At 53.1% G+C, this 13,345-nt stretch carries 9 protein-coding genes and 1 pseudogene; 4 read left to right on the top strand and 6 right to left on the bottom strand.

Annotated features, from left to right (window positions below; translation table 11 throughout):
- Positions 1-135: 135 nt before the first annotated feature.
- Positions 136-1,347, top strand: coding sequence for a glucose-1-phosphate adenylyltransferase (locus tag F556_RS0120235; RefSeq protein WP_020618822.1), 1,212 nt, complete (start codon positions 136-138; stop codon positions 1,345-1,347).
- Between the two features lie 161 nt (positions 1,348-1,508).
- Here the strand turns inward: F556_RS0120235 and F556_RS0120230 are convergent, their stop codons facing one another.
- A complete protein-coding gene (locus tag F556_RS0120230) occupies positions 1,509-2,936 on the bottom strand; it encodes an NAD-dependent succinate-semialdehyde dehydrogenase (RefSeq protein WP_020618821.1) in 1,428 nt (475 codons plus the stop codon).
- A gap of 248 nt (positions 2,937-3,184) precedes the next feature.
- Between F556_RS0120230 and F556_RS0120225 the strand changes: the two genes are divergently transcribed.
- Positions 3,185-3,397, top strand: coding sequence for a hypothetical protein (locus F556_RS0120225; protein ID WP_020618820.1), 213 nt, complete (start codon positions 3,185-3,187; stop codon positions 3,395-3,397).
- A gap of 119 nt (positions 3,398-3,516) precedes the next feature.
- Positions 3,517-4,023 carry a NucA/NucB deoxyribonuclease domain-containing protein gene (locus F556_RS34650; RefSeq protein WP_020618819.1) on the top strand — a complete coding sequence of 169 codons (507 nt, stop codon included), beginning with the start codon at positions 3,517-3,519 and terminating at the stop codon, positions 4,021-4,023.
- Positions 4,024-4,025: 2 nt separating this feature from the next.
- Here F556_RS34650 and F556_RS0120215 read toward each other — a convergent pair whose 3' ends face one another.
- The 3 genes from F556_RS0120215 to isdE are packed head-to-tail and all read right to left on the bottom strand — an operon-like array spanning position 4,026 to position 6,739.
- Positions 4,026-4,814, bottom strand: a complete 789-nt coding sequence (locus F556_RS0120215) for an ABC transporter ATP-binding protein (RefSeq protein WP_020618818.1) — start codon at positions 4,812-4,814, stop codon at positions 4,026-4,028.
- On the bottom strand, positions 4,804-5,793 hold the full coding sequence (locus tag F556_RS0120210; RefSeq protein WP_020618817.1) for a FecCD family ABC transporter permease: 990 nt from the start codon (positions 5,791-5,793) through the stop codon (positions 4,804-4,806). The genes F556_RS0120215 and F556_RS0120210 overlap by 11 nt, the downstream gene beginning before the upstream one ends.
- A 34-nt stretch (positions 5,794-5,827) precedes the next feature.
- Positions 5,828-6,739 (bottom strand): heme ABC transporter substrate-binding protein IsdE, encoded by a 912-nt coding sequence (gene isdE, locus F556_RS0120205; RefSeq protein ID WP_157272867.1) that lies wholly within the window; start codon positions 6,737-6,739, stop codon positions 5,828-5,830.
- A 600-nt stretch (positions 6,740-7,339) separates the two neighbouring features.
- On the opposite strand from isdE, the pseudogene F556_RS0120195 reads away from it, so the two are divergent.
- Positions 7,340-8,493: pseudogene (locus F556_RS0120195) on the top strand (IS3 family transposase).
- 337 nt (positions 8,494-8,830) lie between these two features.
- On the opposite strand, the gene F556_RS36460 reads toward F556_RS0120195, so the two are convergent.
- The gene (locus F556_RS36460; protein WP_020618813.1) at positions 8,831-11,953 is read right to left on the bottom strand and encodes an NEAT domain-containing protein; all 3,123 of its coding nucleotides are present in this window, start codon (positions 11,951-11,953) and stop codon (positions 8,831-8,833) included.
- A gap of 70 nt (positions 11,954-12,023) precedes the next feature.
- Complete coding sequence (isdC, locus tag F556_RS36455; RefSeq protein WP_020618812.1) at positions 12,024-13,094, bottom strand: heme uptake protein IsdC; 1,071 nt, start codon at positions 13,092-13,094, stop codon at positions 12,024-12,026.
- Positions 13,095-13,345 lie beyond the last annotated feature (251 nt).

Below are 13,345 nucleotides of genomic sequence, written 5' to 3'. Positions count from 1 at the left end.
CTGGTCAACTGGTTTCAAAACAAGTCCAAGGCGTTATATATACGTATCGTCATTTTGGAACGGGTTCACTTGCAATCCAAACACTTACCAAAAAGGCATAATTTGATAATTAATGATACGGGAGGGACTTAATGTATGTTTTCCAATGAATGTGTAGCGATGATCCTGGCCGGTGGAGAGGGCAAGCGGCTTGCGCCCCTGACTGCAAAGCTTGCCAAGCCTGCAGTCCCTTTCGGAGGCCGATACCGGATTATCGACTTTCCGCTGAGCAATTGCAAAAATTCCGGCATTCACTCGATCGGAGTCTTGACCCAATACCGGGCTGAATCGCTCCATAGTCATCTGGAGGACGGAGCTTGCTGGATGCCTGAAGAGAAGGAAGGTCGCTTCACCTTGCTGCCTCCATCCTCCGAACATAAAGACGGCTATACCGGAACGGCGGATGCTATCTACAAGAACATTGCGTATCTCGATGCGCTTCAACCTGAAAATGTACTCATCCTGTCGGGTGATCATATTTATAATATGGATTATCGCGAGCTGTTGGATGTGCACACCTCCACGGGTGCCCATGCCACAATTTCTGTGAAAGAAGTACCGTGGAAGGAAGCCCACCGGTTCGGAATCATGCACACCGATGAGCAGCAACGCGTCATTGGCTTCGAGGAAAAGCCGGCTAAGCCTGCGAGCAACCTCGCTTCCCTGGGCATCTATATGTTCCGCTGGGAAACCTTGAGGGACTATCTGATCGAAGATGCTGCAGACGCTCAATCAAGCCATGACTTCGGCAAGGATATCATCCCTAAAATGTTAAAGGATCAAATCGAGCTGTACGCTTGCCCATTCAACGGCTACTGGCGTGATGTAGGTACGGTTGACAGCCTCTGGGAGGCTCATATGGACCTTCTGGATAACGGACTGACCATTGATACGGACGCTTGGCCAATGCAAACCAAAGCGGTATCCGGTGACTTGGCATCTTATCGTGATCCTTTTGCTTCCGTAGAACAATCTGTGATTCCCCATGGCTGCTCAGTTGACGGCGATCTGACCCGCTCGGTGCTATTCCATGGCGTGCAGATTGGGCGCGGCAGCGAAATCGAGGACAGCATTATTATGCCTAACGTGAAGATTGGCCGGAATGTCAAGATTACACGCGCCATCATTGGCGAAGGCTCGATCATTGAGGATGGAACGGTAATCGGCAGTAGCTCCGGTGAAATTACGGTTATTGGTGCCGATGAGCTGATCTTCTCTACGCAGCCTTCTTCGCTCAAACCGCATGTTCTCCGTCAACTGTACGGTAGGCAAACGGCAGTCGAGACGGCAGCAGCTTACAGCAAATAAACCGGCTTCTTGTATCCCCTGTACGACAGATCCTCTGTTGCACAGGGGATTTTTGATGCGCCCAACTGTCTGTAAAACAAAAAAATGTCCGATCATAACTATGCTAAGCGCAAGTCTGGACCGGACATTATGTTGTGTATGGCAGGTGCTACAACCCATAGTTAAATCGCGATCGATACGAACTTGGTTTCCAGAAAATCATCGATACTCCCTGGACCGCCTTCCCGACCGATTCCGCTCTCCTTGAAGCCGCCAAACGGGGCCTCTGCTGTCGTTGGTACGGCATCGTTACAGCCGATAATGCCATACTGGAGACCCTCATAGACCCGAATCGAACGAGCCAGATCACGGGTGTAATAATAGGCGGCCAGCCCGTAAGGCGTGGCGTTAGCCTTGGCAATGGCCTCTTCCTCGGTCTCAAAGACATAGATTGGCGCGACAGGGCCAAATGTTTCTTCCGTCGTGATGGTCATGGACTCGTCGACATCGGCAAGCACGGTGGGCTCGTAGAAATTACCCTCCCGGTCACTCCGTCTACCGCCCTTGATCAGCTTCGCACCTTTATCCAGCGCATCCTGAACCTGTTCTTGTACTTTATCTACGGCGTCCGCGTTAATCAGCGGACCAATGGTCGTCTCCTCTTGAAGGCCGTCACCGACGACCAGCTCGTCCACTTTTGCTTTGAACTTCTGCGTGAATGCCTCGGCAATGGAAGCTTGAACGTAAATACGGTTGGCGCAGATACAAGTCTGACCGCTATTACGAAATTTACTGCTGACTGCCCCAGCAACCGCCGCGTCCAGATCCGCGTCTTCGAACACCAGCAGCGGTGCGTGACCGCCAAGCTCCATGGACACTCGCTTGACCTGCTCGGCCGCTTGTGCCATCAGCTGCTTGCCGACGGCCGTTGAGCCGGTGAAGGTAATCTTACGAATCGCTTCCTCCTGTAGCAGGGTATCGCCGATTGGACTTGACGGTCCTGTCACCAGATTGATGACGCCGTCAGGAATCCCAGCTCGAGCTGCGAGTTCACAGAAACGAACAGCAGGTCCCGGGGTTTGGCCTGCCGGCTTGAGGACGACGGTACAACCAGCGGCCAGCGCAGGCCCCAGTTTGCGCGCAACCATGGACAATGGGAAATTCCAAGGCGTGATTGCCGCGACCGGCCCAACGGGCTGACGCAAGGTCAACAATCGCTTGTCTCCAGCAGGCGGTGGAATCATCTGACCATAGGCGCGCACCCCTTCGCCAGCGTTCCAACGGAGATAATCGGCGGAGATTTTCACTTCGCCTCTCGCTTCCGCAAGCGGCTTGCCCATTTCCAACGTAATGAGGCGTGCCAGCTCCTCGCTGTCTTCCTCCAGCAAAGCAGCCAGGCGCTCCAGTAGTTCTGCTCGTTCCTTGGCCGGGGTTGCAGCCCATGCTGAGAAGGCAGCTTCAGCTGCCCTCACCGCATCCGCCGCATCCTCGGCATCTCCAGATGCAGCAACCGCTACAACCTCGCCATTAGCGGGATTGGTCACTTCGTACGTTTGACCGGAGCGTGCCGGTCGCCATTTACCGTCTTTAAACAATTGCCATGTATTCACACGGATCAGTCTCCCTTCTAGCTCACAGTCTGGGCGGTTAAAAGCCCGATACTAGTGATTAAACGTCTCGGACAGTCGGCGAATCGTCAAAGTCTGCGGGTACGTGGACGGAGCTTGTCGATTCCGTGACGATTGTCGAAAGGGAGTGGCATGGCCAAAAAAGATGTGTTAAATTTGTTAAGCTACCGATTCGAATGTAACAGGACAGGTTAATATAAGGATAGCCAGACTTCAAGGAGTTGATCAGCATGAGTAAGCCCCCGCAGCGATATCTAGACGAAGCGATGCTTATGAGCCGCTCCCTCTTCCCCGAAACCGAGAAAAAACGGCATTACCGGGAATTGCTGATGGAGATGAGTCATGAATACAGGCAACATTTAGCCAATAATCCAAACTCTGATATCGCCAGAGCGTACCATACGTTGTATGAGATGATGACACGTAAGCCGATCAGTGTCTGACCGAACCGCCTGATCCAAGGGATAGGCGGTTTTTTGTGCATTCATTTTTAATAAGCCCATGATTTAACTCGCATGGTATACTATTCTCTGGCCCTATTTATACAGTCAGAGGAGGAACAATGAGAAGCACGCGAAGACGAACAAAACGCGCCCCCAGTGGAGGAATTGCCCTGCTGATTGGATTTGCGCTGACGATTCTGATAGCGATCGGGGTATTGGATCCGGATTGGCTGCCGACAGATTCGCCTGCACCTGCCGGTATCCATGATTATGAGCTGATGTTTCCGGCGGATCGCTATCCTGAAACCGGATCGCATATTGCCGCCGCCATCGGAAAGGGATCCTCCGCCACCTGTACCATCGACCGCCAAGGTGCAGATCGCAATCGAGATTTGTCGCTCCGTGGCATCCCTACACGAAAAGGCCTGGACCGTGACGAATGGCCGATGGCCATGTGTGCCGAAGGCGGCGAAGGTGCGAGTATTGCCTACATAAGTCCCTCAGATAACCGTGGAGCCGGCTCCTGGGTCAGCAATCAGTTGAGTGATTACCCCGACGGCACCATTGTCCTGTTTACCATTGAAGGGGAAATCGACTTGCAGAACGTCGTGTTTGCTACCGACTAACCCTACATATGTGCAGCTTCTGCTGTCCCGAGCGGGAGTACGACCAGGCCAGCCTGATCATCCTCCCGCAGCACCGCCTTTACCCCATAGATGTCAGCCAGCGCAGCCGAAGTGATAACTTCCCGCGGCGCTCCGCTGAGTCTTGCCTCCCCCTCCTTCATGACGATCAGATGATGACTGTAGCGCAGTGCCTGATTAATGTCATGGAGCACCATCACAATGGTGATCCCATGCTCCTCATTTAAGTGTCGAATTAACTCCAGCAATTCAATCTGATGATACATATCCAGAAACGTTGTGGGCTCATCGAGAAAAAGCAGCTTCGTTCGCTGCGCAAGCGCCATGGCAATCCAGGCCCGTTGCCGCTCACCTCCAGACAGTGTGCAAAGCCGGGACTCCCGTTTGTCGAGCAGCCGGGTGCTTTCCAATGCCCATTGGATAGCCGCTTCATCCTCCTCACTCTGCTGCGACCACATCCGCCGATGCGGTAGACGTCCATAGGCGACAAGGCGCTGGACTGTCAGATCCGGTGGCGCATCATTATGCTGGTGCACGACTGCCAGTTTACGGGCGAGTTCTTTTGGTGCATAAGCTATGATCGCCTTGCCGTCCAGCACGGCTTCTCCCTCGCGCGGAGAGAGATTGCGGGCCATGACGCCAAGCAGCGTGGATTTGCCACTGCCATTCGGTCCGATTATCGTTGTAATCTGTCCCGTCGGGATGCGGTCCTCCACTTGCTTGAGCTGATCTATTCTTCCGTCGTACGAGAAGGTAAGGCCCTTAAGCTCCATGAAGCCGATCACTCCTTCTAAGCATGAAAATAAGAAATGGCCCGCCGATGATCGTCATCAGGATCGAGGCCGGAATTTCGGTGGGTGCCAGAATCGTTCGGCCCAAGGTATCAGCGACCAGTATCAGCAGCGCGCCACTGATTGCGGAGAACGGGATCAACAACCAGTGATCCGAACCAACAATCTGGCGGCCGATGTGCGGTACCAGGAGTCCGACAAAAGCAATCAGCCCACCAACTGCGGTGGCGGTCGAAGCAAGCAGGACGGCGATGACTGAGATTAGCAGCCGAGCCTGGGTCACACGCATACCGAGATTTCCCGCCGTCTTGTCCTGGAGGGCCAGCATGTTGCACCAGGAGCCAACAAGTAAGGAGAGGATTAATCCAATGGATGCATAAATGCCAAGGATCTCCACATCCGTCCAGGTCTTCATCGTGAAGATCGAGCTGATCGCCTGATTGACCGAGGTGACTGCATAGCTGCCCCGGTAATTGAATGACTGGCCTAATCCGGTGAAGGTAGCGTTAATGGCTACGCCCACCAGGATCAGCCGCATCGGCTGCAGACCCGAGCGCCAGGAGAGCGAGTAGACCAGGAAGCAAGCGAGCGCCCCGCCCAGGCAGGAGAACAGCGGCATCCAGAAGAACATCGCCGGGAACAGCGTCACCAGCAACAGAGAAACGAATCCCGCGCCCGAGGCAATACCGATAACGCCTGCGTCGGCCAGCGGGTTGCGCATGACTGCCTGCAGCAGCACACCGGAGACAGCAAGCGCCGCACCGGATAGCATGGAGACGATGATTCGCGGTAAACGAAGATCACGAATGACTTCGACTTGCTCGTTGGTACCGCTGAAGAGTCCCTGGAGCAGCTCCCACAGGCCAACCTTGATGCTGCCTGTCGTTATGGAGATGAGTACAGCCGCTGCCAGGAGCAACAATACAACAGTAAATTTGAATGTAGTTCGTAAAGTAGACATGCTATCGTTCCTCACCAGTTAGAATCACGTTCGCTTAGGGATAGAGCATCTCTGCCAGCGCGGCAAGCGCGCGGTCGGCAGCGAGGTTGGCGGTGGTCGGGAATAACGCTTCCTCCAAATCATAGACGCGGCCAGTCTGGACCGCCTTGAAATGCTTCCAGATGTCATTGGTCTTGAACTCGGCGTCGAACATCTTCACGACCTCTTCCGGCATCCCATGCGCGGCCCGCAGAATGACGTCCGGATTGGCCTGCTGCAGGTACTCCGTATTAGAAGCCAGATATTCCACACTCTCGCCCTGCACAATATTGACACCGCCCAGCAGTCGCACCAGGTCGCCAATATAAGAATGCTCCGTCGCGACGAGATAGCTGCCCGGCACGCCCAACAGAATGAGCACGGTCGGCTGCTCCCGGCCCCTGGCCGCTTCACGAATTTCTGCGACCTGCGCATCGAGGGTCTCGACGATTGCTGAAGCCTGCTGCTCCCGGTCATATCGTGCACCCAGATCCGTTATTGCTGCTTGCATGTTCGAGAGTGATGTGAAATCCAGAAACGTCGCGTCCAGGTTGACATTGTCGAATACGGGCTCCAGGTCATATTGGAGAGTTGTCACCGACAGCACTTCTGTCGGCTTCAGTGACTTGACGAGCTCCATGTCCGGACTCATCGGATTGCCGACTTCGGTCACGCCGTCATAGCGTGCGGGCAAAGTCTTGACGCTCTTGGGGATTCCGGCGAGCTCCAGCTCCAGGGCATCCATGATCTCCGTAATGGCGACCGTGGTCGAGACGATACGCTGCTCCTCCGATTGCGGAGGCTTCGCGGTCTCCGCCTCCGCTTCGGGTTCAGGTGCAGCGGCCTGGACGGTCTGCGCGTCGGATGTGTCTTGCGGCTGGTTACTGAGCGGCGGCTCTGATCCGCAAGCGCTCAGGAGCAGTAACATTAGCAGCAGGGTCTGGACCCCGAGTAAGGGCTTGAACCGTGTACGGTAATCTTTTCTCATATGTCCTCCTTACTACTTGCTGGGCTTGGAGCGCACAACTCGGCGCACACCGCCGCTCCAGCGAAAGTTTCTTGCCTTGGAGCGCACAACTCGGCGCATACTGCCGCTGCAGCGAAAGTTTCTTGCCTTGGGAGCGCACAACTCGGCGCACACCGCCGCTCCAGCGAAAGTTTCTTGCCTTGGAACGCACAACTCGGCGCATACTGCTGCTGCAGCGAAAGTTTTTTTCCTTGGAGCGCACAACTCGGCGCATACTGCTGCTACAGCGAAAGTTTCTTGCCTTAGAGCGCACAACTCGGCGCATACTGCTGCTGCAACGAAAGTTTCTTGCCTTGGAGCGCACAACTCGGCGCATACTGCTGCTACAGCGAAAGTTTCTTGCCTTGGAGCGCACAACTCGGCGCACACCGCCGCTCCAGCGAAAGTTTCTTTACTTGCGGCGCTTGGACACGGCACGCTGCATGTAAACTGAAATTTAGACACGATGTAAGAGCGACCTGATAATATAGAATAAAGAATTCGATCAGGTTGAGGTGACTTATGGGAGAACAGCGACAGCACTTTGATGAAGAGTTTAAGCGTAATACGGTGCAGCATATGATGGAGGCGGGTAAAACCCCCACCGAAGTAGCTAGAGAGATTGATGTGCCGGCTTCCAGTATCCGAAAGTGGAAACGTCAGTACAGTGAGACGGGAGAGAAGTCCCAGCTCTTTGTGGACAAGGAACATCTGAAACAGCTAGAGCAGATGAACCGTGAACTGCAGGAGGAGAACGAAATCTTAAAAAAGGCCATGCACTTCTTCACGAAAAATCGGGACTGATTTTTAAGTTTATCCACAAACACCGCTTCCAGTTCCGCGTCCAGAAGATGTGCCAGTTGATGAAGGTATCTAGAAGCGGTTACTACCGCTGGGTGCACCGCAAACCCAGTGATACACACAAGCGCCAAGCAAAGCTGAAGAAGCGAATCCAGCATCATTTTAACGGCTTTAAGCAGCGTTACGGGAGCCTGAAGATCACGGCTAAGCTGCGCGAAGAGGGCTGGGTGATCTCCCCTAAGACGGTAGCGAAGTTCATGAAAGAGATGGGGTTGGTCTCTCGTGTGGTGAAGAAGTACAAGGCAACCACCAACTCCAAGCATAACCAACCGGTGTTCCCCAATTTGGTGGATCGTCAGTTCAAGGTTGAAGCCCCTAACCATACGTGGGTTTCCGACATTACCTATGTCGCCACTCAGCAAGGGTGGGTGTATTTGGCGAGCGTGATGGACCTGTACTCTCGCAAAATTGTAGGCTATTCAATGGGCAGCCGGATGACCCAGGAACTTGCTCTGGACGCCCTCGACATGGCCTACAAACTGCAGCAGCCAAAGGCAGGACTCATTCACCATTCCGATCGAGGCTCTCAGTACGCCGCCAAGGATTACCGTAAACGCTTAGAGAGTTATGGGATGGTTGGAAGTATGAGTCGCAAAGGGAATTGCTACGATAACGCCTGTATTGAAGCGTTCCATAGCGTCTTCAAAAAGGAACTCGTGTATTTGACGACGTTTCAGACACGCCAACAGGCCTACCGTGCAATCCGCTCATACATTACGCTTGAGTACAACCGGATTCGAATCCATTCATCCATTGGCTACCTCACTCCGCACATGGCCGAGAAGAAGTATTACGAACAACTCCAGGTTGCTTAATTTGTGTCCATTTTCTTGACAGTGGTACACGCTGGGGTCCGCAAGTATAGTTTCTTTACTTGCTGCGCTCGGGTGCCGCATGTTGGGTGCGTGCAAGTACATTTTCTTTACTTGCAGCGCTCGGGTGCGGCATGCTAGGGGCCAGCAAGTACATTTTCTTTACTTGCTGCGCTCGGGTGCGGCATGTTGGGTGCGTGCAAGTACATTTTCTTTACTTGCTGGGCTCTGGTGCGGCCGGCTGGGCCAGCTCTGTGCTTGCAAGCGCGCAGAGGACACCAGTGTTCTGGCGTCCTCGTACGTGCTCGTTGTCTTGTTCGGTTCAGTGATACGCTGCGATTTAAGCGGCCTGACCATTCTGCGATGCGGCCAGGTAATCCAGTGCGCGCAGAATCAGTGTGATCGCTTGGGCGCGGGTAGCTGGTGCCTGAGCGCCAAAGGTATTGTTGCCCAGTCCTTCAATCAGACCATGCTCCACAGCCGCTGCGATGTATGGCTTGGCGTAAGCCGGGATTTGTCCGGCATCCTGGAAGCTTAGCTCCGCCTCGCTATTTGTGTGCAGCCCCAGCGCACGGACGATCATCACTGCGATCTCCGTACGGCTCACCTGCTGTGTTGGACGGAATGAACCATCCTCGTAGCCGTTGATGATACCTGCGGCGACCGCTTGCTCGATGAATGGCTTAGCCCAGGCCTGTACGCCATTCCAATCGCTGAAGGATGAGGCTGGTGCGTTCAGATCCAGTTGGAACGCACGGCTGATGATGGCTGCGAACTCGGCACGGTTCACTGTGGCATTCGGCTTAAATGTGCCGTCAGCATAACCATTCACGATTCCCAGCTCCGTTGCACGAGCAATGGATTGGTTCGCCCAGTGCGTTGCAGTGTCCGTGAATGTAACGGCCGGCGGCGTAGGTGTTTCGGTTCCGCCACCATTCCCGTTACTACCAGGCTGCGATGGATTCTCCGAGCCGTTGTCTGTACCTGGCTCGGTGCCCTGCTCTCCCTCTTCGCCTGGCGTCGTTCCACCTCCACCCGTACCGTTACCACCGGTTGCTGGTGGATTAGGGTTAGGTGTTTCCGTTGGAGGATTGGGATTAGGCGGATTTTCAACAGGCCATTCATCAACTTCTATTGGATTTCCAAATTCCAACTGAATTTTATACGTATAATGATAATTGATTTCGCTCCAATCTATTCGGACTTCTCCATCCAATTTTTGTGTGAGATCCGATACATTAAAACTGACTCGACGGCTATTTTCATTTGCATTCGTTTCTACAACTGAAATGGATGAACCACTTACCGAAAAAGAAGTGATTTTATCACTTACACCCAGATTCATCACAATGGTTTTAACTCCATTTTGGACAAGGAGCCTTGCTGGATGATACACATATCCATTCATGATAGATGTTTCAGAAGTTCCATTTTTCAGAACACGGAGATTAATTGAGTATTTCCCATCAGCCAATCCACCCGGTGGAGGCGTAACTGGACCACCGCCGTTTCCAGGAGCGACAACCGCCCCTTTGAACGTGTTGACTGCTGCTTTCAGCTCCGTCAAAGCTGTGTTTACTTTCGCTTGGGTGGAGAGCATACTGCCGTCCACTTTTGCCTTGTTGATTGCTGTCAGTAGTGCCGTCTTGGCCGCTGCCGGATATTGTCCAGCTGCCGTTCCGACAACTGCTTCGTCATGAAGCTTTTGTGCAGACGTGACTTCCGCTTGCAGGTCAGCACGATCCAGCGCACGGTTGAAGATCAGACGAATGTCATGATCCACTTCATACGGGCTGCCGTTCGGCATCGACGTCGAGATATGAACGCGTGCTTGGACTACGGCATCCAGGCTGGAAACCGGGAATGTGACCAAGCGAGTATTCGTTTCTGTATCAACAGATACGGTAGCCGCTTCTTTCAGCTCGCCTGCTTGTTGCACTTTGAAGCTGGTTACAATGGTATGATCCTTAACTGTCAGTTGAACGGATGTCTCGCCGTTTTCTGTCACAGCTCTAGGATTCAGCAGATAGCTGGCCATCGACGAAGAGCGGTAATCATCGGTTCCATGCACGACCTGAATCGAGATCGGGGTGCCTTGACCGTTACCTGGTGCTGCAACAACAGCACTCTTGAATGCTTCTACTGCCGTCCTCAGATTTGCCAAGGCTGCGTTTACTTTTTCCTGGGTAGATAGCATACTTCCATCCACTTTAGCCTGATTAATGGCGGCTTGCAGAGCTGTTGTGGCTTCCTGCGGATATTGGCCAACCTCTGTTCCGACCACAGCTTGGTTATGCAATTGTTGGGCTGCAGTCACTTCCGATTGCAACTCGACACGGTTCAATGCACGGTTGAAAATCAAGCGAATATTATGATCCATCTCGTAAGGCTGGCCATTATCCAATGTAGTTGACACATGAACACGTGCATTAATGACAGCATCGAGACTTGAGACCGGGAATTCGATTAGGCGCGTATTCGCATCAGCATTCACCGACACGTTCGTTGCCTCCACCAATTCTCCGTTCTGCTCCACCATGAAGCTCGTCACTGTCTTGTGATCATTAATTAGTAATTGAACAGCCGTTCCGGCAGCACTCGTTACTGCTTTGGGACTGGCCAGATAACCAGACATTGCAGAAGAGCGATAATCATCCGTCGCATGGACGGCCTGGACAGTGATGTCCGCTGTTTGCTCACCTGGGTACAAGTCGGCAAATACAGCCGCATCCTGTTCCAGATAATGCTGAGCTGCCGTTATTTGCAATGGAGTAGCCGATGGCAATGCAGCAATAGCCTTGGCATACGTAATGGAATCGGTAAGATCGATCGCTCTGCTTGCGACAAAATCAGCATGCCGTTTGCCAGCGTCCAGCACCTGCTCTGCACCGCCAATCGCTTGCTGCAAGTCAGCAAGCGTTCCTGTACTGTTGGCCACAAGACCTGCTGGCTCGCCTACCTGAAAATGCAAATCGTACTTGTGGTTATAAGTGAAGGGCAGTTGGCCTTGCGGCACCTCAATGTGTGTGAAGCCTTCGTAATTGAAATTGCCCAATTGTTCAACAGGGAAGCTCACAATACGAGACGTACGCGGGTACGTGTCACCTTGTGTATTTACAAAATCAAAAACCCACAGATCCTCGGTCAGATTAACGACATCGGTTTGCGATTCTATGGTTGTTCCAATCTTCAGCTCTTTAATCCAGTTGCTGAAGCGGAGCAACGCATGCACCGTCTGTTCGCCATCTTTGACTTCCAGTACGGCGGATGTACCGATATACGTATTCATCACGGAAATTTCATTGGTATTATGTTTGTACGAGTTAAAGCTTACACTATACAACCCATCCTCCAACTCGGACGGATCTGGGGCAGCTGCAGCAGTAGAAATATGTACGGATGAGAGCAGAATAAACCAAGCGGATAGCAGGGCAATCCAGCGAAAAGACTTGCGAGTACTCACGGATTCTCATTCTCCTTTGAATGGGTGTAGTGGGGTGGGGCCCCGATAGACGGGGACCCGGTAAGACCGATTAAGCTTGGCGTGCTTCCACGCGGCGGCGATAAATCAAGAAAACTCCCGCAGCAATGATGCCTGCACCTACAACTGCGATGCTGATGATGAGCCAGGTCTTGGCTTGACCTGACGAACTGCTTCCGCTAGCCGGAGCTGCAGAGAGCTGGCGGCCTTCCTCTACCACAGTCGTCTCATCGGTAGCGTCTGCCGTCACGGCCGTTGCCTCGGCAGGCTGCTCAGTAGACGCAGCTTCTTCATCAACCGTGCTATTATCGATCTCTGATGCGGCCGGTTCTTCCACAGGCTCAACGGCAGGGTTCTCTTCAGCTTCGACAACGGGTTCATCAGCTTGTATCTCCCTCGCCTCTGCTTCAGGAGGATTCGTGCTTTCCTGTCCAGATCCAGCCGCTGGCTCCTGTGAGCTGCTGCTTGCCTCCTTCTTGGGTGGCGTAGGTTGAGCAGCTGGCGGCGGCGAGCTCGCCGTTGTATTGGCAGCTGGCGTCCCGCTTGAGGACGGAGTTGCAGCTGGCTTGGACGGCTTGGCAGCCGCAGGCTGCTCCGTTGCAGCTGGCGGTTTCTCGGTCGTCGGCTTATCGACTGGCGGCTCCGGCGTCGCTGCCGATTCAGCCGCCTGGATCAGCTTGAGACTGTCCGGTTTGAATGCGAAGCGGATCGTATAATCGTGATCATAATCAATCTCCGCAACGGTGACGTGAATCTTGGACAGAATGGGTTGCTCAATCCCGGCAGCTGTGAATTCCACGGTTCGCTTATCAGCGCCTGTGTCAGTGCTGATCACCTTGGTATCCACATAGTTTCCTCCAGCTGGGACTTTGAATTCTGTCACCCACTGGCTATGGTTGACCGTCATCTGGATCGTCACTTTGCCATCCTGCACGGTAAGTTTGGCAGGCTTCTCCCAATAATCATTGGCCATCGATGCCGAATCGTTCTCTGCTTTGAGAACCGTGTAATCCACAGTATAGACGCCGTTGTCCAGGGACTGGGCATGAATCAATCCCGCCCATAGCAGGCTTAACACAAGTCCGGTCAGCAGCAGCGACACCCTTCTAAGCTTGTGTTTCATTGTTCACCTCCAAATATTGATAGTGATAATCAAATGATTATTGTTGATTATCATTCTCAATAAGGACTAAAAAAAGAAAGGGCCTTTGCCCGTTCCTCCCTCTCCTTACCAGTTCCCCAACATAGTACTTCATGAGTTCCCATCCCGTCAACTCGTTTTTGCATTGGCTTTTTCCTTACATTAGAGCGTTAATTTAACGAAAATCAGCCGGGCTGTTTATCCAACTGACCTTAATCAAGGCGAGATCCTCC

The sequence above is a fragment of the Paenibacillus daejeonensis DSM 15491 genome (genome assembly GCF_000378385.1).
GTDB lineage: Bacteria > Bacillota > Bacilli > Paenibacillales > Paenibacillaceae > Paenibacillus_D > Paenibacillus_D daejeonensis.
The sequence above is the reverse complement of the archived record's forward strand: the minus strand, read 5'-3'. Positions and strand labels throughout refer to the sequence as shown.